General features: G+C 64.7%; 22 protein-coding genes. 16 read left to right on the forward strand and 6 right to left on the reverse strand.

The annotated features are described in order from the left end of the window. The first annotated feature begins 1 nt into the window (after position 1). Both cydB and NMG10_RS10315 read left to right on the forward strand, forming a co-directional pair. Complete coding sequence (gene cydB, locus NMG10_RS10310) at positions 2–1,009, forward strand: cytochrome d ubiquinol oxidase subunit II (protein WP_110739372.1); 1,008 nt, start codon at positions 2–4, stop codon at positions 1,007–1,009. A gap of 12 nt (positions 1,010–1,021) precedes the next feature. Continuing rightward, positions 1,022–1,162: a DUF2474 domain-containing protein gene (locus NMG10_RS10315; protein ID WP_036986195.1), complete on the forward strand. Its 141-nt coding sequence runs from the start codon at positions 1,022–1,024 to the stop codon at positions 1,160–1,162. A gap of 91 nt (positions 1,163–1,253) precedes the next feature. Here NMG10_RS10315 and NMG10_RS10320 read toward each other — a convergent pair whose 3' ends face one another. Beyond that, positions 1,254–2,378, reverse strand: a complete 1,125-nt coding sequence (locus tag NMG10_RS10320; protein ID WP_203652587.1) for a methyltransferase — start codon at positions 2,376–2,378, stop codon at positions 1,254–1,256. 78 nt (positions 2,379–2,456) lie between these two features. Further along, positions 2,457–3,161: an autoinducer binding domain-containing protein gene (locus NMG10_RS10325; RefSeq protein WP_203650483.1), complete on the reverse strand. Its 705-nt coding sequence runs from the start codon at positions 3,159–3,161 to the stop codon at positions 2,457–2,459. Between the two features lie 216 nt (positions 3,162–3,377). Between NMG10_RS10325 and NMG10_RS10330 the strand changes: the two genes are divergently transcribed. Then, complete coding sequence (locus NMG10_RS10330) at positions 3,378–4,154, forward strand: ferredoxin--NADP reductase (protein ID WP_232855737.1); 777 nt, start codon at positions 3,378–3,380, stop codon at positions 4,152–4,154. A gap of 68 nt (positions 4,155–4,222) precedes the next feature. Here NMG10_RS10330 and mscL read toward each other — a convergent pair whose 3' ends face one another. Beyond that, positions 4,223–4,636 carry a large-conductance mechanosensitive channel protein MscL gene (gene mscL, locus NMG10_RS10335; protein WP_110739376.1) on the reverse strand — a complete coding sequence of 138 codons (414 nt, stop codon included), beginning with the start codon at positions 4,634–4,636 and terminating at the stop codon, positions 4,223–4,225. 177 nt (positions 4,637–4,813) lie between these two features. Between mscL and radA the strand changes: the two genes are divergently transcribed. The 8 genes from radA (at position 4,814) to NMG10_RS10375 (ending at position 16,003) form a co-directional block, all read left to right on the forward strand. Next, positions 4,814–6,181, forward strand: coding sequence for a DNA repair protein RadA (radA, locus tag NMG10_RS10340; protein ID WP_203650487.1), 1,368 nt, complete (start codon positions 4,814–4,816; stop codon positions 6,179–6,181). 72 nt (positions 6,182–6,253) lie between these two features. Further along, on the forward strand, positions 6,254–6,757 hold the full coding sequence (locus NMG10_RS10345; protein WP_203650489.1) for an RNA polymerase sigma factor: 504 nt from the start codon (positions 6,254–6,256) through the stop codon (positions 6,755–6,757). A gap of 68 nt (positions 6,758–6,825) precedes the next feature. Next, positions 6,826–7,815, forward strand: a complete 990-nt coding sequence (locus tag NMG10_RS10350) for a FecR family protein (protein ID WP_254464306.1) — start codon at positions 6,826–6,828, stop codon at positions 7,813–7,815. Between the two features lie 204 nt (positions 7,816–8,019). Beyond that, on the forward strand, positions 8,020–10,689 hold the full coding sequence (locus NMG10_RS10355; RefSeq protein ID WP_254464321.1) for a TonB-dependent receptor: 2,670 nt from the start codon (positions 8,020–8,022) through the stop codon (positions 10,687–10,689). A gap of 82 nt (positions 10,690–10,771) precedes the next feature. After that, positions 10,772–11,389: a heme acquisition protein HasA gene (locus tag NMG10_RS10360; RefSeq protein ID WP_203650496.1), complete on the forward strand. Its 618-nt coding sequence runs from the start codon at positions 10,772–10,774 to the stop codon at positions 11,387–11,389. Between the two features lie 169 nt (positions 11,390–11,558). Then, positions 11,559–13,325, forward strand: coding sequence for a type I secretion system permease/ATPase (locus NMG10_RS10365; protein WP_254464307.1), 1,767 nt, complete (start codon positions 11,559–11,561; stop codon positions 13,323–13,325). Positions 13,326–13,329: 4 nt separating this feature from the next. Further along, positions 13,330–14,661 carry an HlyD family type I secretion periplasmic adaptor subunit gene (locus NMG10_RS10370; protein ID WP_254464308.1) on the forward strand — a complete coding sequence of 444 codons (1,332 nt, stop codon included), beginning with the start codon at positions 13,330–13,332 and terminating at the stop codon, positions 14,659–14,661. Between the two features lie 4 nt (positions 14,662–14,665). Further along, positions 14,666–16,003 carry a TolC family outer membrane protein gene (locus NMG10_RS10375; RefSeq protein ID WP_254464309.1) on the forward strand — a complete coding sequence of 446 codons (1,338 nt, stop codon included), beginning with the start codon at positions 14,666–14,668 and terminating at the stop codon, positions 16,001–16,003. 302 nt (positions 16,004–16,305) lie between these two features. On the opposite strand, the gene NMG10_RS10380 is transcribed toward NMG10_RS10375, so the two are convergent. Next, positions 16,306–17,823 carry a nucleobase:cation symporter-2 family protein gene (locus NMG10_RS10380; RefSeq protein WP_050706911.1) on the reverse strand — a complete coding sequence of 506 codons (1,518 nt, stop codon included), beginning with the start codon at positions 17,821–17,823 and terminating at the stop codon, positions 16,306–16,308. A gap of 272 nt (positions 17,824–18,095) precedes the next feature. Further along, positions 18,096–18,464, reverse strand: coding sequence for a PilZ domain-containing protein (locus tag NMG10_RS10385; RefSeq protein ID WP_028691346.1), 369 nt, complete (start codon positions 18,462–18,464; stop codon positions 18,096–18,098). Positions 18,465–18,630: 166 nt separating this feature from the next. Between NMG10_RS10385 and NMG10_RS10390 the strand changes: the two genes are divergently transcribed. The 5 genes from NMG10_RS10390 (at position 18,631) to NMG10_RS10410 (ending at position 22,833) form a co-directional block, all read left to right on the forward strand. Next, positions 18,631–20,697 carry a carbon starvation CstA family protein gene (locus NMG10_RS10390; protein WP_050706910.1) on the forward strand — a complete coding sequence of 689 codons (2,067 nt, stop codon included), beginning with the start codon at positions 18,631–18,633 and terminating at the stop codon, positions 20,695–20,697. 13 nt (positions 20,698–20,710) lie between these two features. Then, positions 20,711–20,908, forward strand: a complete 198-nt coding sequence (locus NMG10_RS10395) for a YbdD/YjiX family protein (RefSeq protein WP_050706909.1) — start codon at positions 20,711–20,713, stop codon at positions 20,906–20,908. A gap of 182 nt (positions 20,909–21,090) precedes the next feature. Beyond that, the gene (gene yjiA, locus NMG10_RS10400; RefSeq protein ID WP_232855734.1) at positions 21,091–22,068 is read left to right on the forward strand and encodes a GTPase; all 978 of its coding nucleotides are present in this window, start codon (positions 21,091–21,093) and stop codon (positions 22,066–22,068) included. Positions 22,069–22,144: 76 nt separating this feature from the next. After that, positions 22,145–22,537: a type II toxin-antitoxin system RelE/ParE family toxin gene (locus tag NMG10_RS10405; RefSeq protein ID WP_232855733.1), complete on the forward strand. Its 393-nt coding sequence runs from the start codon at positions 22,145–22,147 to the stop codon at positions 22,535–22,537. Further along, a complete protein-coding gene (locus tag NMG10_RS10410) occupies positions 22,534–22,833 on the forward strand; it encodes a helix-turn-helix domain-containing protein (protein WP_110739110.1) in 300 nt (99 codons plus the stop codon). The genes NMG10_RS10405 and NMG10_RS10410 overlap by 4 nt, the downstream gene beginning before the upstream one ends. A gap of 59 nt (positions 22,834–22,892) precedes the next feature. Here NMG10_RS10410 and glyA read toward each other — a convergent pair whose 3' ends face one another. Continuing rightward, complete coding sequence (gene glyA, locus NMG10_RS10415; protein ID WP_232855732.1) at positions 22,893–24,146, reverse strand: serine hydroxymethyltransferase; 1,254 nt, start codon at positions 24,144–24,146, stop codon at positions 22,893–22,895. Positions 24,147–24,236: the final 90 nt, after the last annotated feature.

Here is a 24,236-nt window from a genome sequence, read left to right on the forward strand (position 1 = left end):
GATGGGTATCGATCTTCCGCTGATCTGGGCCGTGATCATCATCTTCGGCGTCATGATGTACGTGGTGATGGATGGTTTCGACCTGGGAATCGGCATGCTCTTCCCCTTCGTCAAGGACGAGCGTGACCGCGATGTGATGATGAACACCGTCGCCCCGGTATGGGACGGCAACGAAACCTGGCTGGTGCTGGGCGGCGCGGCGCTGTTCGGCGCCTTCCCGCTGGCCTACTCGGTGGTGCTGGAGGCACTGTACCTGCCGTTGATCCTGATGCTGGTGGGCCTGATCTTCCGTGGCGTGGCCTTCGAGTTCCGTTTCAAGGCCCGGGCCAACAAGCGGCACATCTGGGACAAGGCGTTCATCTGGGGCTCGCTGGTGGCGACCTTCTTCCAGGGTGTGGCCCTGGGCGCGTTCATCGAGGGCTTCAAGGTGGTCGACCGCAAGTTCGTCGGCGGCACCCTGGACTGGCTGACGCCGTTCACGCTGTTCTCCGGCCTGGGCCTGATCGTCGCCTACACCCTGCTGGGCTGCACCTGGCTGATCATGAAGACCGAAGGGCCGCTGCAGAAGCAGATGCATGACATCGCTCGGCCACTGGCGCTGGTGCTGCTGGCGGTCATCGGCGTGGTCAGCCTGTGGACGCCGATCGCCTATCCGCAGATCGCCGAACGCTGGTTCAGCATGCCCAACCTGGTCTGGTTCATGCCGGTGCCGATCCTGGTGCTGGTGACCTTCTACGGCCTGCTGCGGGCGGTGGCGCGCAATGCCCACTACACGCCGTTCCTGCTGACCCTGGTGCTGATCTTCCTGGGCTACAGCGGGCTGGGTATCAGCCTGTGGCCGAACATCATCCCGCCGTCGATCAGCATCTGGGACGCCGCGGCGCCACCGCAGAGCCAGGGCTTCATGCTGGTGGGCACGCTGTTCATCCTGCCGTTCATCCTTGGCTACACCTACTGGAGCTACTACGTGTTCCGCGGCAAGGTGACCCATGAAGATGGCTATCACTAGGAGCGTATCGTGATGAACGTCGAAGAGAAAAAGCCGCTGTGGCAACGCCTGGGTTGGCTGGTGCTGATCTGGGGGCTGAGCGTGGCGGCGCTTGGGGTGGTGGCTTATGGCATGCGCATGTTCATGAGTGCGGCAGGCTTGAGTACCCACTAGGTTGTGAGGGCTGCGGTGCAGCCCGATCGCGGGACAAGCCCGCTCCTACAGAACCAGTAGGGGCGGGCTTTTCTCGTTTTCTATCGGGTGTTTATTTACGGGCTTTCAACACCACGAACTTCGGCGTCGCAGCCACCTGCTCGACCCCTCGGAACAATCGCGCCAGCTTGCTGTGGTAGCCCAGGTGGCGGTTGCCGACGATGTACAGCGCGCCACCGACCTCCAGCGCCTCCCGGGCCTGCTGGAACATGCGCCAGGCGAGGAAGTCGCCGACCACCTGCTGCTGGTGGAACGGCGGGTTGCACAGCACCACGTCCAGCGATTGTTTCTCCTGACCGGCCAGGCCATCCGCGGCCCTGATCGTCACTTCGCGATCACCCAGCGCCGCCTGCCAGTTCTCCCGCGCCGACTGCACCGCCATGTACGACTCGTCGACCAGGGTGAACTGCGCATCCGGGTTGGCCAGGGCGCAGGCGATCGCCAGCACGCCATTGCCACAACCGAGATCGGCGACACGGGCGCGGCCCAGGTCGCGTGGCAGGTGTGGCAGGAAAGCGCGGGTGCCGATGTCCAGGCCTTCGCGGCAGAACACGTTGGCGTGATTGACCAGCTCCAGGGCCGGGCTGTCCAGGCGGTAGCGGCTGGGGTAGGGCGAGCGCGCGGTCGGGCGTTCGCCGACAGTGGCAATCAGCAGGCGGGCCTTCTTCTGCGCCAGCGAAGCCTGGACCGGGCCGATGTACTTCTCCATCAGGTCGCCGGCGGCGCGGGGCAGGTGCTTGATCATGGCCCCGGCGATCACCTGGGCGCCGGGCGCCAACTGGCCCTGCAGGCGGATCAGCTGTTCCTCGAGCAGGGCCAGGGTCTTGGGCACGCGCACCAGCACGCGTTCGAACGGGCCCTGGAAGGTCTCGCTGGCCGGGATGAAGGGCACGCTGTCGAATGGCTTGCCGTTACCCGCCAGGTTCTTCTCCAGGGCCAGGTGCGCCAGGTGCGAGTCGCCGCTGCTGCTCACCTGCACATGCCCCGCGAGGCTCGCGGCCAGGGCGCCGAAGCTGTCGTTGAGCACCAGCACCTTGCAGCTCGCCTGCGGCGCCTGGGCCGCCAGGTGCTCCAGCAGGTACTGGTCGGCGGCGTCGAAGGCCAGCAACGGGTCGTTGGCCTGGGCCGGCTGGCGGATCAGGTCGAGGTCGGCGAAGGGGCTGTTGAACAGGGGCATGGCGTACGACTCAAGGTGGTGCTGGTCATCGCGGGGCGCGATGGACATGAGGTACGCGATTCTACAGATTCCGAGCCTTTACCTGGGACTGATCTGCTTGGCTTCGACGAGCTTGGCGACCGCCGCTGTCTTGTTGGGAGCATTGGTCTTGTCGATGGCGCTGCGGATATGAAAGTTCACTGTGCTGGTCGATAAGCGCAGGATCTTGGCAATATCCTCGGCAATCTTGCCTTTGGCGCACCAGTCCATCACCTCCAGTTCCCGCACGCTGAGCCCGTAGAGATGGGTCAGGTGATATTCACTGAGCAACGTGTGCAAGGTGTTGCATAGCCACATCGTTGCAGCGCACTTTTCGTAATGTTCGTCTTCGTCGATGGCGCGGGAGCGCCGGGACACGCTCAAGTGGCTTTCGTTATGCCGCAGGTCATGCGTTGACTGGGTCCAGCCGTAGGTCAGCCCGTGCGCATGGGCTTCCTCGCGCAGCTGTGGGACGTCGCGGAAGAGATCGTCGCTCCAGACAAAAGGCAGCTCGCCGAGGTGGCACTTTAATATTGTCGGATCCATACTGATGAAATTCTCGTTCTGGTAACGATCATTCCAGCTTTTGGGATAGTTGTTGTAGAGAATTACCTGCGGAACCTTTGCACAGGCATGCAGATGTAGCGTCAAACCCAGATACTCCATGTCGAGCTTCTGTATCAGGTCTACGGCGCATGCGAAAATCTGTTTGGGCTCGCGCTCGTCCAGCAGCTGCTGGAGATCTTCAGTCTTCCAGTGTGGCATCGATGAAGCTCCCTTCTGCTTCTCGCTGGATCCAATGTAGGAAACGCACGAAGCGAAGTGTAGGAAATCTCCTAACTCTGTGCTGGGTTTTTTTGTTATAGCTGGCGCGTTTTCTTAGCTGATTGCGAGCAGTCCCAGGCGATACCTTACAAACCGACGGTGTTTATCTCCGCTGCTTTGCGCGACACTACGCGCATCTGTTCCATGGAGTCCGTCATGACCGCCAGCGCCGACAAATTCACCCGCCAGACCCTGCTCGACGTCCAGCCCCTGACGCCCAACCTGTTTTCCCTGCGTGTCACTCGCGATGCCGGTTTCCGTTTCCGCGCCGGGCAGTTCGCTCGCCTTGGGGTGAGCAAGGCCGATGGCAGCGTCGCCTGGCGCGCCTATTCCATGGTCAGCGCGCCCCATGACGAATTCCTCGACTTCTTCTCCATCGTGGTGCCGGGGGGCGAGTTCACCAGCGAGCTGAGCCGCCTGGGCGAGGGCGACACCCTGCTGATCGACCGCCAGGCCTTCGGCTACCTGACCCTCGACCGTTTCGTCGGTGGTCGCGACCTGTGGCTGCTGGCCACCGGCACCGGCATTGCGCCGTTCATGTCGATCCTGCAGGACTTCGAGGCCTGGGAGCGCTTCGACAACATCAAGCTGGTCTACTCGGTGCGCGAGGCGAAGGAGCTGGCGTATGTGGACGAGATCGCCGCGCTGGAGCAGCGCGACTACCTGGCGGAGTTCGCGGGCAAGCTGCAGTTCATCCCGGTGGTAACCCGAGAGCCGCATCCGGGTGCATTGAATGCGCGGATCACCACGCTGATCGAGAACGGTGAGCTGGAAAAGGCGGCGGGGCTGGCGCTGTCGCCGGAGCATTCGCGGATCATGCTGTGCGGCAACCCGCAGATGATCGACGAGACGCGCAAGGTGCTCAAGGCGCGTGACCTGCAGTTGAGCCTGAGCAAGCGGCCGGGGCAGGTGGCGGTGGAGAACTACTGGTAAGGCACAACAGCGCCTGTTGGATCGTCGTCACTGGGGCCGCCGAAAAGCGGCCCCAGTCGTTTTGTGCTTCAGGGCTGGCGGTTCTGCGCCTTGAGCAGGTCGCGAATCTCGGTCAGCAGGGTTTCCTCGGCGCTTGGCACTGGCGGTGCGGTCGGTGCCACGGCCTCTTCGCGCTTGAGGCGGTTGATCACCTTCACGCCCATGAAGATGGCGAAGGCGACGATGATGAAGTCGAGGATGGTCTGGATGAACTTGCCATAGGCCATTACCACGGCTGGCACATCGCCTTCGGCGGCCTTGAGCGTGATCGCCAGGTCGCTGAAATCCACTCCACCGATCAGCATACCGATAGGGGGCATGATCACGTCGCCGACAAAGGACGAGACGATCTTGCCGAACGCCGCGCCGATGATGATACCTACCGCCATGTCGACGACATTTCCCTTGACCGCGAAGGCCTTGAATTCACTGAGCATGCCCATGCTGTATTCCTTTGTTACGAATGGAGAGGTAAACGCAGTGTAAGCCACTAAAACGCTTCATGCGTGACGTTCGCAGCTACAGACTGTGTTTAGCGCGAATAGTTTTGTCGCCTGCCGCAGCCTCCGGGACACGTCCGTGTTCGGCTATCATGGCGGTTTTTTCCAGGAGACCCGCCCATGGCCAAGGCCAAGCGCTTGTATGGCTGCACAGAGTGCGGCGCGACCTTCCCCAAATGGGCCGGCCAGTGCGGTGACTGCGGGGCCTGGAACACCCTGGTCGAGACCATGATCGAGAGCGGCGGCGCCGCGGCGCCGAGCGGGCGTGCCGGCTGGACCGGGCAGCAGGCGCAGATCAAGACCCTGGCCGAAGTCAGCGTCGAGGAGATCCCGCGTTTCACCACCAGCAGCACCGAGCTCGATCGCGTGCTCGGCGGGGGCCTGGTGGACGGCTCGGTGGTGCTGATCGGCGGTGATCCGGGGATCGGCAAGTCCACCATCCTCCTGCAGACCCTGTGCAACATCGCCACGCAGATGCCGGCGCTGTATGTCACCGGCGAGGAGTCGCAGCAGCAGGTGGCCATGCGCTCCCGGCGCCTGGGCCTGCCCCAGGAGCAGCTCAAGGTCATGACCGAAACCTGCATCGAGACCATCATCGCCACCGCGCGCCAGGAAAAGCCGCGGGTGATGGTCATCGACTCGATCCAGACCATCTTCACCGAGCAGTTGCAGTCAGCCCCCGGCGGCGTGGCCCAGGTGCGCGAGAGCACGGCATTGCTGGTGCGCTACGCCAAGCAGAGCGGCACGGCGATCTTCCTGGTCGGCCATGTCACCAAGGAGGGTTCGCTGGCCGGGCCCCGGGTGCTCGAGCACATGGTCGACACCGTGCTGTATTTCGAGGGTGAGTCCGACGGCCGCCTGCGCCTGTTGCGGGCGGTGAAGAACCGCTTCGGCGCGGTCAACGAACTGGGCGTGTTCGGCATGACCGACCGTGGCCTCAAGGAAGTCTCCAACCCCTCGGCGATCTTCCTCAACCGTACCCAGGAGGAAGTGCCGGGCAGCGTGGTCATGGCCACCTGGGAAGGTACCCGGCCGATGCTGGTGGAGGTCCAGGCGCTGGTCGACGACAGCCACCTGGCCAACCCGCGACGGGTGACCCTGGGTCTGGACCAGAACCGCCTGGCCATGCTGCTGGCGGTGCTGCACCGGCACGGCGGCATCCCCACCCACGACCAGGACGTGTTCCTCAACGTCGTTGGTGGCGTGAAGGTGCTCGAAACCGCCTCGGACCTGGCGTTGCTGGCCGCGGTGATGTCGAGCCTGCGCAACCGCCCGCTGGCCCATGGCCTGCTGGTGTTCGGCGAGATTGGCCTGTCCGGTGAGGTGCGCCCGGTGCCCAGCGGCCAGGAGCGTCTGAAAGAGGCGGCCAAGCATGGCTTCAAGCGCGCCATCGTGCCCAAGGGCAACGCGCCGAAGGAAGCGCCCGTCGGGTTGCAGGTGATTGCCGTGACCCGTCTGGAACAGGCGCTGGATGCACTCTTCGAGTAATGCTGTTTCTTGCAAGTGATTCTCAATAACCAGTAGCATACCGCCACCTTGCGACCACCCCATGGAGAGCGTGTGGCGGAGTTCGACCTCAAGCGGCTGTTCACAAAGCACGCGAAAAACCTTCAGGGCCTGCTCTCGCGCAAGGTGCGCGACCCGCAGCTGGCGGCCGACCTGGTGCAGGACAGCTTCCTGCGCCTGGCCGAGCAGCAACGTCACGAGCCGATCGACAACGCCCAGGCCTACCTGTACCGCACCGCGCACAACCTGATGATCGATCACGTGCGCCAGCAGCAGCGGCGCAAGACCGACACGGTGCCCCACGAAGCCTTCGAGGCGATCGTCGAGGATGGCCCCGGGCTCGAGGAGCAGGCCGTGCGTGAGCAGCACCTGCGTCGCCTGCAGGCGATCCTCGGCGAGCTGCCCGAACGTACCCGGGAAATCTTTCGCCTCAACCGCCTGGAAGGCATGACCCACGCCGAGGTTGCCCGGCACCTGGGGATCTCCGACAGCTCGGTGCAAAAGCATCTGGCCAAGGCCCTGGCCTATGTGATGCAGTGCCTGCAGGAAACCGAATGACCAACGGTTTACTGACAAATGCCGCTTCAGACGTCAGCCCAGACATAACCAGATCACGAGAGAACCGTGTGAGCAGCCAGAACGAGCAAGCCATCCGCGAGCAGGCCGCCGAGTGGGTGGTGCTGCAGCAGGCCGGTCCCCTGGGCCCGGCGCAGCAGCACGCCTTGGACCAGTGGTGCGCCAGCGATCCCCGGCACGCCCAGGCCTATGGTTTCGCCCAGGCCACCTGGGCTGACCTTGGGCAATTGGCAAGCTTGCCCGCCGTCTCGACCGCTCGCCCCACGACTCCCCACCAGGGCAGCCCGATGCGGCGACGGCGACCTCGGTTGCGCCGGGCCGTTGCCAGCGCGGCGGCGCTGTTGCTGGCCGTGCTTGCCGTGCAGCAGGGGCCGCAGGCCTGGCTGGGCTGGCGCGCGGACTACCTCACGGGTATCGGCGAGGTGCGCCGGGTGACCTTGCCCGATGGCAGCCAGGTGGAATTGGACAGCCGCAGCGCCCTCCAGCTCGCCTTCGATGATCGGGAACGCCGCGTACGCCTGCTGTCTGGTGAAGCCATCTTCACCGCCGCACCGGTCACGGCCCAGGACGCACGCCCGTTCGTGGTCGAATACGCCGGGGCTACCAGTCGCGCCCTCGGTACACGCTTCGTGGTTGGCGCGCAGGGTGAGGGGGGCTGGGTCGGCATGTTGGAGCATAGCGTCGCCGTCGAGCTGCAGGCGCCGCCGTTGCAGGGCCCGGCCAGCCAGTTACTGGAGCAGGGCGATAGCTTGCGCTATGACCAGCGCAAAGGGATACGACCCTGGCCGGGTCACGATCTGCGGCGGGCCACGGACTGGCAGCGCGGCGTGCTGGTGTTCGAACGTCAGCCGCTCGCCGACGTGGTCGCTCGGCTCAATCGCTACCGTGCTGGCCAGCTGGTGGTTGCCAGTGACGCACTGGCCCGGCGTGAGGTCAGCGGCGTATTCCGCCTGGACCAGCTCGGCACCGCGCCGGTGGTGCTAGGTGATGAGCTCAAGGCCCGGTTGATCGAGCTTCCAGGCTTGGCCGTGCTGTACTGAATGCAGCTTCGGCAAAATACTTTCAATTTTATTTACTGACTTTTCCTGCGCAGCTCGTCTGATTGTTGAGATTGATTTTCATTACTAGAAAACGCCAACAACGGACGAGCAACCGCAGTGAGCACGCCACGACAACAACCCTTGCGCCCTCTGGGCCGTCTCGCCCTGGCCGGCAGCCTGGTCCTGGGCTGCTGTGCTTTGCCGATGGGGATCGGCATGGCACAAGCCGCCGATTCGCCAAGCACCGCCAGCCGCAACCTGGTGCGTTTCGATATTCCGGCCCAGTCGCTCGACAGCGCGGTACTGGCCTACGCCGAGCAGTCCGCTGTGCAGGTGTTCTTCGACAGCCGCAAGCTGGCCGGCCTGCGCAGCGAGGGGCTGCGCGGCAGCTACCCGGCTGAAGAGGGCCTGCGCCAACTGCTGCGCGGCACGCCGGTGCGCTACCACTTCAGCGCCGCCGGACAGGTCGGCCTGGAGCGTGTCGCCCAGGACGGCGAGGTCCTGGAGCTGGGCGCGACTCATGTCGATTCGCAGCGCGATGGCGATTGGGTGTACCAGACCCCGCGATCGGTGAGTGTCATTACCCGCGAGCAGATCGAGCAACGCGCCCCTCGTCATGCCGCCGACCTGCTCGAACAGACCCCGGGCGTGTACACCGCGGTCAACCAGCGTGACCCAGGACTGTCGGTGAACATCCGCGGCGTGCAGGACTATGGCCGGGTCAACATGAACATCGACGGCATGCGCCAGAACTTCAACGTCAACGGCCACCAGCAGCGCAACGGCGTGATGTTCATCGACCCCGAGTTCATCCAGGGCGTCGAGATCGACAAGGGCACCTCGGCCGGCATGGGCGGTGCCGGGGTGATCGGCGGCATCGCCAGCTTCAACACCGTCGATGCCCGTGACCTGCTCGGCCAGGGCAAGGAAATCGGTGGTCGCCTGCGCGCCGGCCACGGTATCGGCGAGTTGGGCAACGGCACCTACTTCAATGGCAGTGCGCTGTTCGCCGTCGGCAATGAAGCCGGCGATATCCTGCTTGGCCACAGCGAGCGGCATTTCGGCAACTACCGCAGCGGTACGCAGAACGCCGACAACCTGGGCACGCAGATCCGCGGCAAGCTGGAGAATCGCGAGGCCTGGAAGAGCTGGCTGCATGGCGAAGTGGGGGCGATGGACAGCGTGACCCGCTCCCAGCTGTTCAAGTTCGGCCTCAACTTCGCCGACGACCAGCGCCTGCAGTTCAGCTACATCGAGACCGACACCGACAGCAAGGACGCCTGGACCTACAACGACAGCAACGCCAACCGCTATTACTACCGGGTCACCGGCACCAACGACATCAATGCGAAGAATGCCGCGCTGGATTACAGCTTCACCCCGGACAACGACCTGATCGACTTCAAGGCCAAGCTGTACTACGTGACCACCCGCCAGGACCGCTGGAACGCCGACAACCTGTCCAGCGCCGCCACCGGCAACCGTGTCGAGGCCTACACCGACCGCTTCCAGACCGACACCTGGGGCCTGCAACTGCAGAACACCTCGCGTTGGCACCTGGGGCAGGCTGATACCCTGAGCTTCAACTACGGCACCGAGTTGTTCCAGGACAGCTTTCGCCCCAGCACCGAGCGCATCGCCGCGGCCAACGAGGTGGAGTCACTACCCTACGTGCAGGGCGCCAACCCCAAGGGCAAGCGGGTGATGGCCAGCCTGTTCGGCAAGCTCACCTACGAGCATGACGATTGGCTCACCCTGGATGCCGGGCTGCGCTATGACCGTTATCGCCTGAGCGGCAAGACCGGCGTCACCACCTGGATGTACCCCGAGGGCGTCACCGAGGTCGGCCTTACCCGCCAGCAGACCCACATGATCTTTGACGAGGACACCGAGGAGGGCCGCTTCTCGCCGACCTTCGGCATCGCGCTCAAGCCCGGGCCGGACTGGTTGCAGGTCTACACCCGCTGGGGCCGTGGCTGGCGCCCGCCAGCGGTGACCGAAGTGTTCATGAGCGGCCGCCCGCATGCCGGCGGCAGTGCCGAGATGGTCTACCCCAACCCGTTCCTCAAGGCCGAGGAGTCGCACAACTGGGAGTTGGGGCTGAACATCTTCAAGGAGTCGCTGCTGCGCGACGGCGACCGCTTCGGCGCCAAGGTCGCCTACTTCGATACGCGCATCGACAACTTCTCGTTCCTCGACACCAATGTCTCGCTGCCCGGCAGCAGCGTGGCAGGCATCGCCCTGGGCCGTTCGGCCTACCAGAACAACCTGGAGACCACGCGCTTTCGCGGCGTGGAATACAGCCTGGACTACGATGCCGGTGCCTACTACGGCCAACTCAGCTACACCCACATGATCGGCAGCAACGAGTTCTGTTCCAACCAGTTCTACATGGGTGGCGCGCAGCGTCTGGTCAGCGCCGGCACCGTCATGCGCCCGGTGCGGGTGGGCAGCCGCATCATCATGCTGCCGGTGCGCGTATCACGCGCCGAGGGCGCCGCAGACACCAACAGTATCGTCAGTTGCGGCGACATCATGGGCAACGCCTCGTACATGCCCGCCGACCGTGGCGCCCTGACCCTGGGCATGCGCCTGCTCGAACGCACCCTGGATGTGGGCATGCGCGTGCGCTACAGCGAAGGCAACGGCGAGAACCTCAAGAGCCATACCTACAACCAGATCGACCAGGCCCAGTGGCCGCAGTACACGGTCTACGACCTCTACGCCAGCTACTGGATGACCCCCAGCCTGAACCTGGCCCTGTCGTTGGAGAACGCCACCGATGAGGCCTACTTCGTGGCCATGGGCGACGGCAACAACCTGTCGCTGGCCCGCGGCCGCACCTTGAGCGGCATGCTCGAGTACCGCTTCTGAACCAACCGGGTTTGCCCATTCCGGGCGACGCGAAGGCACGGAACGCGCCTTCGTCATCACTGTGCAACAACGAGGAACCGTTATGACCATCTCCGTTAACTATGACGCCGCCTTCGCCAGCTCGACCGTCGACGACTACCTGGCCTTCTGGAGTGCCGGCTTCGTCACCGCCGGCCATGGCTACAGCAACACCGGCGGCTTCAGCAACGGCACCTTCGATGGCGACCAGTACGCCACCCACGGTCGCAACAACTCGGACTACGCCTTCATTGCCGACAGCGACAGCGCCAACGGTCTGCACTATGTGTTCGACCCGTCCAAGGCCCCGGGCGACAACCTCAACCACTACCTGTGGGGCTCGCTGGACAACGTCTCCCTGGGTGAAGTGCTCGGTGGCGGCAGCGGCAGCGACTTCAGCCTGGGCAACTACGTGGTCAGCTTCAACGGCCTGGACCTGGATGCCGCGCAGGGTGCCGGGCGTGCCGGCAACGAAGTGCAGGGCGTGATCTACGGCCTGATGCAGGGCAACACCTCGGCCCTGGAAGGCGTGCTGGACAACCTGCTGGCCGGTTATGGCGTCTCCACCAACAGCACTTTCGCCGAGATCGGTGCGGCCCTGGCCGCCGGCCCGGCTCACGCCGCTGCTGCCGAAGCGGTCGGCGTGCAGGCGCTGCCCGAGGACCTGGCCCTGGCGGCCTGAGCGCAGGCATGAAAAAGCGAATGGAAGGTCACCCTGCCATTCGCTGATCTGATGCACTTACCCCGCAGCCCGTGTCTTTGCCGGGCCCAGGCTGCGGCGGTGCGAATTCTGTGGCGACGACAGGGCGAATGCAATCACCGGTCGGCGCCTTCTACGAGGTTTCCAACAAATGCGAACCGCTCCCGCCGCGGCCAACGAAGTGCTGCGGGCGCTCAGGGCCTGCCGTGCCGGGCTTGGCAACGTTGCGCTGTTCACCGCGGTGATCAACGTGCTGATGCTGGCCCCGGCGCTGTATATGCTGCAGGTCTACGACCGGGTCCTGTCGTCGCGCAACGAGATGACCCTGTTGATGCTCAGCCTCATGGTGCTCGGGGTGTTCGCCTTCATGGGCCTGCTGGAGTGGCTGCGCAGCCAGGTGGTGATCCGCCTGGGCACGCGCATGGACATGGACCTCAACCCACGGGTGTTCGAGGCCGCCTATGAGGCCAGCCTGGCCGGACACAAGGGCGCTGCGGGGCAGATGCTCGCCGACCTGACCGCGTTGCGCCAGTTCGCCACCGGCCAGGCCCTGTTCGCGTTCTTCGACGCGCCGTGGTTCCCGGTGTACCTGCTGGTGATGTTCATGTTCAGCCCATGGCTCGGCCTGATGGCGCTGCTGGGGGCGGTGCTGCTGACGCTGCTGGCCTGGGTCAACGAGCGCCTGACCCAGGCGCCGTTCGCCGAGGCCGGGCAGCTGTCGCAGCAGGCCGGCCTGGAAGCCAGCGCCAACCTGCGCAACGCCGAGGTGATCGAGGCCATGGGCATGCTGGCGCCGGTGCGTCAGCGCTGGGCGCGCCTGCACCATGGCTTCCTGGCTCGGCAGAACCTGGGCAGCGAGCGTACCGCGGCGGTCACCGCGCTGACCAAGACCGTGCGCCTGGCGCTGCAGTCGCTGGTGCTCGGCCTGGGCGCCTGGCTGGCCATCGAGCAACTGATCACGCCGGGGATGATGATCGCCGGCTCCATCCTCATGGCCCGGGTGCTGGCACCGATCGACCAGTTGATCGGTGCCTGGCGCCAATGGAGTGGTGCGCGCCTGGCCTATCAGCGCCTGAGCGAGCTGCTGCTGGCCCAGCCGCCGCGTCCTGCGGGCATGCCGCTGCCGGCACCGCTTGGCAAGCTGACGCTTGAGCAGGTGGGGGCGACGCAGCCGGGCAGCAGCCGTCTGTGCCTGAACAACCTGGGCTTCGAACTGCCAGCGGGCGAGTCACTGGGGATCATCGGCCCGTCCGGCTCGGGCAAGTCGACCCTGGCGCGGCTGCTGGTCGGCGCCGTTGCCCCGGCGAGCGGCAAGGTCCGCCTGGATGGCGCGGACCTGAGGGTCTGGGACCGTGGCGCACTGGGTCAGCATATCGGCTACCTGCCCCAGGACGTGCAGCTGTTCGCCGGCAGCATCGCCGACAACATCGCCCGGCTTGGCGCGGTGGATGCCCAGCAGGTGGTGGCCGCAGCACAGCTGGCGGGGGTGCACGACATGATCCTCAAGCTACCGGGAGGCTATGACACGCTGCTGGGCGAGGGCGGGCTGGGCCTGTCCGGCGGCCAGCGCCAGCGCATCGGCCTGGCGCGGGCGCTGTATGGGCTGCCGGCGCTGATCGTGCTCGACGAGCCCAATTCCAATCTCGATGAAGCCGGGGAGCAGGCGCTGGTCGAGGCCATTGCCAGGCTGCGCGAGCACAAGCGCACGTTGATCCTGATTACCCACAAGTCCTCGCTGCTGGCCGGCCTGGACAACCTGCTGATGCTCAAGGGCGGCCAGTTGCAGGCCTTCGGCCCCACCGCCCGGGTGCTGCAGGACGCACAACGGTCCGCCCGGCCGGCTCCCGCACCCGTCGCGCCACCCACCACACGCAATCCCATCGGCCTGAGCGTCACCTTCGGCCAACCAAGAGCCTGACTTCATGAGCGTACACGCCCTCTCCACGCAAAAGACCGAGGCGAGCCTGCTCAGCCTCGACGAACACCGCCCGGGCCGGGTCGGCCGCTGGCTGGTGCTGGCAGGTTTTGGTGGCTTCCTCCTGTGGGCCGCGCTGGCGCCGCTGGACAAGGGTGTGCCGGTCAGCGGCAGCGTGATGGTCGCCGGTAGCCGGCAGGCCGTGCAGCACCCCACGGGCGGGGTGATCGAGCAGTTGCTGGTGCGTGACGGCGACACGGTGAGCGCCGGCCAGGTCGTGCTGCGCATGGACCCGACCCAGGCCCAGGCCCAGGTCGGCTCGCTGCGGGTGCAGTACGTCAACGCCCGCGCCGGCGAGGCGCGCCTGCTGGCTGAGCGCGATGGCAGGGCCTCGATCGAGTTCCCGCAGGGGCTGCGTGACCAGGCCGGCAGCGCCTGGGTGGCCACGGTGCTGGAGAGCCAGCGGCAACTGCGCAGCAGCCGCGCCCAGGCGTTGGACATGGAGCTCGGTGGCCTGCGCGAGAGCATTGCCGGCGCCGAAGCCTCGTTGCAGGGTCTGCAAGGCTCGCTGGCCAGCAAACAGGCCCAGCGTGACGCGCTGGACGAGCAGTTGCGCGGCCTGCGCGAGCTGGCCCGAGACGGCTACATTGCCCGCAATCGCCTGCTCGACAGCGAGCGGCTGATGGCCCAGGTCAACGGCTCGATCGCCGAGGACTTCGGCAGTATCGGTCGCACCCGGCGCCAGGTGCTGGAACTCAAGCTGCGCATCGGCCAGCGCCAGCAGGAGTATCAGAACGAGGTGCGCCAGCAGCTCGCCGAGCTGCAGGCCAGCGCCGAGGACCTGGACAACCGCCTGCGCAGCGCCGAATTCGAGCTGGCCCATACCCAGGTGCGGGCGCCCGTGGCCGGCACGGTGGTCGGCCTCAGCGTGTTCACCAACGGCGGGGTCATCGCCAGGGGCCAGCAACTGATGGAGATCGTGCCGCGCGATGCGCCGTTGCTGGTCGACGCCCGTGCCTCGGTGGACATGGTCGACCGCCTGCGCCCAGGGCTGCCGGTGGAATTGATGTTCGTCGCCTTCAACCAGAGCACCACGCCGCGAGTGGATGGCGAGGTGACGTTGGTCTCGGCCGACCGCCTGCTCGACGAAAAGACCCAGCAGCCCTACTACCAGGTGCGCATCAAGGTCAGCGAGCAGGGCCTCGGCCAACTGGCCGGCCTGGATATCCGTCCGGGCATGCCGGTGGAGGCCTTCGTGCGGACCGGCGAACGCTCGATGCTCAACTACCTGTTCAAGCCACTGGCCGACCGGGTGCATGTCGCCCTGGCCGAGGAATAAAAGGATGTCCGTGCTTTTGCGTGCCGTTTGCCCGCTGCTGTTGTTCACCAGCCTGTCGGCGCAGGCCTTGGACCTGGGCGACGCCTATGCCCTGGCACTGCGCAACGATCCCACCTGGCAGGGCTCCATCGCCGAGCTCGAGGCGGGGCTCGAGAACCTGGCGATCGGTCGCGCCGGATTGCTGCCGAGGCTTTCGTATCGCTACAACCGTGCCCGCAACGATTCCGAGGTGACCCAGCGCAGCCAGTTCGGCGATGTGACCACCCAGCGCGACTACCGCAGCTACAGTTCGACCCTGACTCTCGAACAGCCTTTGTTCGATTATGCCGCCTGGAGCGACTACCGCCGTGGCGTGGCCCAGGCCGCCCTGGCCGACGAGCGCTATCGCGGCCGTGGCCAGGAGCTGATGGTGCGTTTGTTCGGCGCCTACAGCGAAGCGCTGTTCGCCAACGAACAGATCGCCCTGGCCCAGGCCCAGCGACGCACCTACGCCGAGCAGCTGACCCTCAACGAGCGCCTGCTAAAGGGCGGCGAGGGCACCCGTACCGATGTACTGGAAACCCGCGCCCGCTACGAGTTGGCCCAGGCCCAGGAGATCGAGGCCGGCGACAATCTCGATGCGGCGTTGCGCGCCTTGCAGGCAATCATCGGCGAACCGGTGGCGGTCGAGGACCTGGCGCCGATGACCGGCGATTTTCGCGTCCAGCCGCTCACCCCCACGCGTTTCGAACCCTGGCGCGACCTGGCCGTCGCCCACAACGCCGAACTGGCCAGCCAGCGCCACGGGCTCGAGGTCGCCGAGCAGAACATCGAGCGGCAGCGGGCCGGGCACCTGCCTTCGTTGAGTGCCTATGCCAGCAAGGGCATTTCCAGTTCCAGCTCCGAGAGCAGCTACAACCAGCGTTACGACACCGACAGCATTGGCGTGCAGTTGAGCGTGCCGCTGTTTGCCGGAGGCGGTGTGCAGGCGTCGGTGCGTCAGGCCCGGGCCCAGCGCGATGCCGCGGGTTTCGAGCTGGATGCGCAGCTGCGCGACACGCTCAACCAGCTGCGCCGGCAGTTCAACCTGTGCGCCAGCGGCACGGCGAAGATCCGTGCCTACGACCTGGCGGTGAAGGCCGCCTCGGCCCTGGTGCAGGCCACGCGCAAGAGTGTGCGGGGAGGGGAGAGGGTCAACCTGGATGTGCTGGACGCCGAGCAGCAGCTGTTCGGTGCCCGGCGCGACCTGGCGCAGGCACGCCATGAGTACCTGCGGGCGTGGTTGCAGTTGCGCTATCTGGCGGGGGTGCTGGAGGCGGGGGATCTGAATGTGTTGAACCGGTACTTCGTGGCGCACGGCTAGGGCGACTCAGCGGATCAATCGTGGGAGCGGGCCCCACAGGTTCTACGCCAACCTGTAGGAGCGGCCTTGTGTCGCGAAAGGGCTGCGCAGCAGCCCCGGGATTTCAGCGTAGTTGCAGATATCGCTGGGGCCGCTTTGCGGCCCTTTCGCGACGCAAGGCCGCTCCTACAGAGATCACGCCAGTTGAGAAAACTCAGCAAGACAGTTGCTCCCACAACTCCCGCTACCACGTATGCACCAGACGAAAAAAAGGAGCCGACGATGCGCGTCGGCTCCCCCTCGATGACCGTCCTGGTCAGCGATCAGTGTTCGGCAACCGCCTTGCGCCTGGGCGCCTCGTTGCCGTGCTCGTCGAGTTCCAGCACCGGAACCTCGTTACCGTCGGCGTCGAACAGCTTGCCATCCTTGAAGTAATCGCCATCGCGCAGGGCCGAGATGTCCGAGTACTGGATGGTGCGCTCGTAGGCCGCGGCGAACACCGACTGGTTTTCCGAGTTGCCGGTGGTGAAGTGGTTGAAGATCAGGTTCAGCAGGATGGCCATGATCGCCGCCGAGCTGATGCCGGAGTGGAAGATGGTTTCGAACCAGCTCGGGAAGTTGTGGTAGAAGGTCGGCGCCGCGATCGGGATCATGCCGAAGCCCAGCGAGGCGGCGACGATGATCAGGTTGACGTTGTTCTTGTAGTTGACCTTGGACAGGGTACGGATGCCGCTGGCCGCCACGGTGCCGAACAGCACGATGCCCGCGCCGCCGAGGACCGGGGTTGGTACCGCGGCGATGACCCGGCCCATGATCGGCAGCAGGCCCAGCACCACCAGGATCACCCCGCCGGTGGCCACCACGTAGCGGCTCTTGACCCCGGTCACGGCCACCAGGCCGACGTTCTGGGCGAAGGCGCTCTGGGTGAACGAGCCGAAGATCGGCGCCAGGATGCTCGACGCCATGTCGGCGCGCAGGCCATTGCCCAGGCGCTTGGAGTCGACCTTGGTGTCGATGATCTCACCGACTGCGAGGATGTCCGCCGAGGTTTCCACCAGGGTCACCATGATCACGATGCACATCGACAGGATCGCGGCGATATGGAAGGTCGGCATGCCGAAGTGGAACGGCGTGGGGAAGGCGAAGATCGGGCCTTCGGTGACCTTGCTGAAGTCGGTCATGCCCAGCGCCCAGGCAATCAGGGTGCCGGCGACCATGGCCAGGAGGATCGACAGGCGCGAGATGCTCGCGCTGCCCAGCTTGCTCAGCAGCAGGACGATGGCGAAGGTCAGCCCGGCCAGACCGATGTTGGCCACGCTGCCGAACTCCGGCGAGGCGCTGTTGCCGCCCATCACCCAGCGTGCGGCCACGGGCATCAGGGTCAGGCCGATGGTGGTGATGACGATGCCGGTGACCAGCGGCGGGAAGAACTTGGTGATGCGCGAGAACACCGGGGTGATCAGGAATCCGATGAGCGAAGCCGCCATCACCGCGCCCAGCACCGAAGGCAAGCCGCCACCGCTCTGACTGCCGAGGATCGCGCCCATGGTCGCCACGCCGGCGAACGATACGCCCTGCACCAGTGGCAGCTGGCAACCGAAGAACGGCAGGCCGAGGGTCTGCAGCAGGGTGGCCAGGCCTCCCGCGAACAGCGAGGCGGCGATCAGCAGGCCGATTTCCGCCGGGGCCAGGCCGGCGGCCTGGCCGAGGATCAGGGGTACGGCGACGATCCCTCCATACATGGTCAGGACATGCTGCAGCCCGTAGGCCAGGTTGGCGCCAAGGCCGAGATTTTCGTCCTCGGGGCGCGGGGCGGGAGACGTGCTGGGGGACGTGGTCATTGGAGCAGGCTCTCTGTTTATTGTTGTGCCGCTACTGTAGACAACTACCACAAAAAATTGCCACAAAAATTGTATACAAAGTTTTGATCGTAGCGACGGAACGGGTGCGTCCAGGGTGCGTCCAGGGTGCGTGAAACCTGGATGCAGGTTGCGTTCCAACATGCAGGAGGCTGTTCCAGAGGGGTGTGTACAAACAGGCTGGCGGGTGTAGGAAAGCTGTCTGGCTGGACAGGAAAGCCGTCACAGCCAGATAGATAGCAGGCTAAGAGATATCAATCTTCGATGAGTTCGCGCAGCTCGCGCATCATTTCGGTGCTGTCACCCACGTTCAGCTCCACCAGACGGTGCAGATGGGTCATCGAATCGATATCGATGTGCAGGCAGATGAAACCCAGCCGGCTCGGCTCCTCGTGGCGCAGTTCGACCTGCATCAGCACCTGGGTCTTCTTGTCGTTGAGGTGGATGATCGCTTCGAAGTCCTGGGTGAGGTCGGCATTCCAGGGATCGGGGCGCTCGATCAGCAATCCCTTGAGCGACAGGTCGAGCAGTTTTACCGGCCAGCGCCGCTCGCCCTGGCGCAGTTCAGTGGGGGCATCGAAGGCGATGCGTTGAAAGCGGCGGCGTTCGTCGTGGTCGCTCATGGGAAAAGCCCTCGGGGGTTCAACCTGACTATAGTGGGTTATGTTGCCGTATCAGGTACCGCAATCTGGCCGCAGAGGCTCTAGACCAAAGCAAGTGTGGCAATGCGCTTTGACTGGCCCTAGACTCGATGGGCGGTCTTTCCAATCCACCAGCTGGAAGTAAACCATGAACAACAATAATAGCCTGCTACGCCACATTCCGTGGCTGGCGCTGGCAGTCATAGGGGCCTGCGCGCTGGGTGTGGTTGCCCTGCGTCGCGGTGAGGCGATCAATGCCTTGTGGATCGTGGTCGCGGCAGTGGCCCTCTACCTGGTCGCCTACCGTTACTACAGCCTGTTCATCGCCACCAAGGTGATGCAGCTCGACCCCCGCCGGGCCACGCCCGCGGTACTCAACAACGATGGCCTGGACTACGTCCCGACCAACAAGCACATTCTCTTCGGCCACCACTTCGCCGCCATTGCCGGCGCCGGCCCGCTCGTGGGCCCGGTGCTCGCCGCGCAGATGGGCTACCTGCCCGGCACGCTGTGGCTGATCGCCGGCGTGGTGCTGGCCGGCGCGGTGCAGGACTTCATGGTCCTGTTCCTCTCCACCCGCCGCAACGGCCGCTCGCTGGGCGACATGGTGCGCGAGGAAATGGGCCGCATCCCCGGCACCATCGCCCTGTTCGGCTGCTTCCTGATCATGATCATCATCCTCGCGGTGCTGGCGCTGATCGTGGTCAAGGCCCTGGCCGAGAGCCCGTGGGGCATGTTCACTGTGATGGCGACCATCCCGATCGCGATGTTCATGGGCATCTACATGCGCTACATCCGCCCGGGCCGCATCGGCGAGATCTCGGTCATCGGCGTGGTCCTGCTGCTGCTGTCGATCTGGCTGGGGGGCCAGATCGCCGCGGATCCGGTGTGGGGCCCGGCGTTCACCTTCACCGGCGTGCAGATCACCTGGATGCTGGTCGGCTACGGCTTCGTCGCCGCCGTGCTGCCGGTGTGGCTGGTGCTGGCGCCGCGTGACTACCTGTCGACCTTCCTCAAGATCGGCACCATCGTCGGCCTGGCCATCGGCATCCTGATCATCGCGCCCGAACTGAAGATGCCGGCGCTGACCCAGTTCACCGACGGCACGGGCCCGGTGTGGAAGGGCACCCTGTTCCCGTTCCTGTTCATCACCATCGCCTGCGGCGCGGTGTCCGGCTTCCACGCGCTGATCTCCTCGGGGACCACGCCCAAGCTGCTGGACAACGAAACCAACGCCCGCTACATCGGCTACGGCGGCATGCTCATGGAGTCGTTCGTCGCCATCATGGCCATGGTCGCCGCCTCGGTGATCGAGCCGGGCGTGTACTTCGCCATGAACAGCCCGGCCGCAGTGGTCGGTGCCGACGTCGTCTCGGTGGCGCAGACCGTGAGCAGCTGGGGCTTCATGATCACCCCCGAGCAGCTCGAGGCCACCGCCCGCGACATCGGCGAGCACACCATCCTGGCCCGTGCCGGCGGTGCGCCAACCCTGGCGGTCGGTATCGCGCAGATCCTCCACCAGGTGCTGCCGGGTGAGAACACCATGGCGTTCTGGTACCACTTCGCCATTCTGTTCGAAGCACTGTTCATCCTCACCGCGGTGGACGCCGGTACCCGTGCCGGACGCTTCATGTTGCAGGACCTGCTGGGCAGCTTCGTGCCGGCGCTGAAACGCACCGAGTCGTGGACCGCCAACCTGATCGGCACCGCCGGTTGCGTGGCGCTGTGGGGCTACCTGCTGTACCAGGGCGTGATCGATCCGCTGGGTGGCATCAACACCCTGTGGCCGCTGTTCGGCATCTCCAACCAGATGCTCGCCGGCATCGCCCTGATGCTGGGCACCGTGGTGCTGATCAAGATGAAGCGCCAGCGCTACGTTTGGGTCACCCTGCTGCCGGCCGTGTGGCTGCTGATCTGCACCACCACCGCGGGTCTTATCAAGCTGTTCGACCCGAACCCGGCGGTCGGCTTCCTGGCCCTGGCCAAGAAGTACAGCACCGCGCTGGACGCCGGCCAGGTGCTGGCCCCGGCCAAGGACATCGGCCAGATGCAGCACGTGATCTTCAACGCCTACACCAACGCCGGCCTGACCGTGCTGTTCCTGGTGGTGGTATTCAGCGTGCTGTTCTTTGCCGTCAAGGTCGGCCTCGCCGCCCTGGGTCGCAAGGAGCGCAGCGACAAGGAAACCCCGTTCCAGGCCCTGCCTGACGCTTGAGAGGACCGCCGCGATGTTCAACGACCTGGGTCGACTGGGTAAGTACCTGGGGCAGGCCGCCCGCCTGATGGTCGGCATGCCCGACTACGACAACTATGTCGAGCACATGCAGAAGAAGCACCCGGACAAGCCGGTAATGAGCTACGAGGCGTTCTTCCGCGAGCGCCAGGAAGCGCGCTATGGTGGCAAGTCCGGGCCCAAGTGCTGTTGAACCTGATGCCGGCGCGGTCCTTGTAGGAGCGGCCTTGTGCCGCGAAAGGGCCGCGCAGCGGCCCCGGCAATATCTGCTGCGAACCTGAAAATCTGGGGCCGCTTTGCGGCCCTGTCGCGACACAAGGCCGCTCCTGCAAGGGATCGCGGCCTTTCTTTTTTTTCCGCACAGGAGATTTCCGCGTGCAAACGCCGATTCCCGTTACCGTGCTGACCGGCTTCCTTGGCGCCGGCAAGACCACATTGCTCAAGCACATGCTCAAGGCCGAGCATGGCCTGAAGCTCGCCGTGATCGAGAACGAATTCAGCGAGGCCGGCATCGACAGCCAGCTGCTGGGCGATGAACCGGTGCAGGTCATGACCCTGGCCAACGGCTGCGTGTGCTGCAGCATCCATGGCGACCTGACCCGGGCCCTGTACCTGCTGCTCGAACGGCTGGATGCCGGTGAAATCGCCTTCGATCGCCTGGTCATCGAATGCACCGGCCTTGCCGACCCGGCACCGGTGGCGCAGACCTTCTTCATCGATGAAGAGCTGCGCGAGCGCTATATCCTCGACGGCATCATCACCCTGGTCGACACTGCCCACGCCGAGCTGCACCTGACCCAGGCCATCGCCCAGGCCCAGGTCGGCTTCGCTGACCGCCTGCTGCTGAGCAAGACCGACCTGGTCGAGCCGCAGGTGGTCGAAGCCCTGCGCGAGCGCCTGGCGCGCATCAATGGCCGGGCGGCGATCCGTGTGGTCGAGCACGGCCGCATCGACCTGGCCGAGCTACTCGATGTGCGCGGCTTCAACCTCAACCCGGATCTGGGCATCAGCCCAAAGCCCACCTTGCGCCCGGTGCTCAAGCCGGCCACGCCTGACCGTATCTCGACGCTGGTGCTGCGCACTGAAACGCCGTTGGACATCGATCGGCTCAGCGACTTCATGAACGAGCTGCTGGAAGAGCACGGCAAGCAATTGCTGCGCTACAAGGGGGTACTGAACATTGCCGGCGAGGACCGCCGCCTGGTGTTCCAGGGGGTGTTGAAGCTGTACGGGTTCGACTGGGACGCCGAGTGGAAGGAAGGCGAGAAGCGGGAAAGCGTGATGGTGTTCATCGCCGATGAGTTGCCGGAGGAGAATATTCGGGCAGGGTTTGAGGCGTTGTATCACGCATGAGTGGGACGTAGCTGACTGGTTGATGCCGCCGAATGGCGGCATTTTTTTGCCTCGTTCAATTCGTTGGCCATACGCTATGGCCCCCTTGAAAGAGGTACCTTTTTTGGTACACTTGGTCGAGTCACATCCACAGCTTCGGGTGTTTTTCTTTCGCAGTGACCTCGGTAATGAGCCAGTGCGGGAGTGGTTGAAAGCGTTGCCGCGCAACCAGCACAGGTTGATCGGAAACAAGATCAAGTCTGTTCAATTCGGTTGGCCGCTTGGCATGCCTCTGGTTCGGAAGATGGAAAGCGGACTCTGGGAGATCCGTATCGACCTGGGGGATAGCGTGGGACGGGTGATGTTCACGATCACCGATGGGGTGATGGTCTTGCTCCATGGATTCATCAAGAAAAGTCAAAAGACGCCCTCGATCGACCTCGCATTGGCCAGGCAGCGCAGGGCAAGCTTGCGGAGGCAAACGATATGAACCCGCACATCGGTTCGGATTTCGATGATTTTCTTGCCGAAGAAGGCATTCTGGAGGAGGTCACGGCCACAGCGCTCAAACGGGTGATTGCCTGGCAGCTGACTGAGGCGATGAAGCAGCAGAAGGTCAGCAAGAAGGCGCTTGCCGAGCGCATGCACACCAGCCGTACGGCGGTCGATCGAGCGCTTGATCAGACGGATGCCGGCATGACGCTGGCAACGCTGGCCAGTGCGGCGAGGGCGTTGGGGCAGCGCGTGGAAATACGTCTCGTGCCGGATGTCGCAACAACTCGCTGAGAAGAAGCACAAAAAAGCCCGGCACATGGCCGGGCTTTTTCACATCAGGCGTCTGCCAATCAGTTGCCGTACACCGGCAGCTTCTTGCAGATGGCCTTGACCTTCTCACGCACGGCGTCGATCACCGCTTCGTTGTTCAGGTCGGCCAGGATGTCGCAGATCCAGCCAGCCAGTTCGCGGCACTCGGCTTCCTTGAAGCCACGGGTGGTGACGGCTGGGGTGCCGAAACGAAGGCCCGAGGTGACGAAAGGCGAACGTGGGTCGTTCGGGACCGAGTTCTTGTTGACGGTGATGAAAGCCTTGCCCAGGGCGGCGTCGGCGTCCTTACCGGAGATTTCCTGCTTGATCAGCGACAGCAGGAACAGGTGGTTCTGGGTGCCGCCGGAAACGACGTCGAAACCACGCTCGATGAACACGCTGGCCATGGCCTGGGCGTTTTTCACGACTTGCTGCTGGTAGGCCTTGAACTCAGGCTGCAGCGCTTCCTTGAAGCAGATCGCCTTGGCGGCAATGACGTGCTCCAGCGGGCCGCCCTGGGCGCCCGGGAAGACCGCGGAATTCAGCTTCTTCTCGATGTCGGCGTTGGCACGGGCCAGGATCAGGCCGCCACGCGGACCGCGCAGGGTCTTGTGGGTGGTGGTGGTGACCACGTCGGCGAACGGAACTGGGTTCGGGTACACGCCAGCGGCGACCAGGCCAGCCACGTGGGCCATGTCGACGAACAGGTAGGCACCGACCTTGTCGGCGATTTCGCGGAAGCGTGGGAAGTCCAGGACTTGCGAGTAGGCGGAGAAGCCAGCGACGATCATCTTCGGCTTGTGCTCCAGGGCCAGTGCTTCGACTTCGTCGTAGTTGATCAGGCCGTTGGCGTCGATGCCGTACTGGATGGCGTTGTACAGCTTGCCCGAGGAGGAAACGCTGGCGCCGTGGGTCAGGTGACCGCCGTGGGCCAGGCTCATGCCGAGGATGGTATCACCGGCCGACAGCAGGGCCAGGTAGACAGCGGCGTTGGCCTGGGAACCGGCGTGCGGCTGGACGTTGGCGTAGTCGGCGCCGAACAGTTCCTTGGCGCGGTCGATGGCCAGTTGCTCGACGACGTCGACGTACTCGCAACCACCGTAGTAACGCTTGCCTGGGTAGCCTTCGGCGTACTTGTTGGTCAGAACCGAACCCTGGGCCTCCATGACCGCCGGGCTGGTGTAGTTTTCCGAAGCGATCAGCTCGATATGCTCTTCCTGGCGCAGGGCTTCTTGCTGCATGGCTTCGAAGAGCTCGGCGTCGTACTTGGCAATGGTCAAATCACGGCTGAACATGGCGGTCCTCAAGGATCGGGCAGAATTGGGGGTGCATTCTAACCGATTGATTCGCCGCTGGCATATGAAGTGGCATCAAGTCGCGGACCA

It is taken from the genome of Pseudomonas sp. DVZ6, assembly GCF_024259445.1.
Taxonomy (GTDB): domain Bacteria; phylum Pseudomonadota; class Gammaproteobacteria; order Pseudomonadales; family Pseudomonadaceae; genus Aquipseudomonas; species Aquipseudomonas peradeniyensis.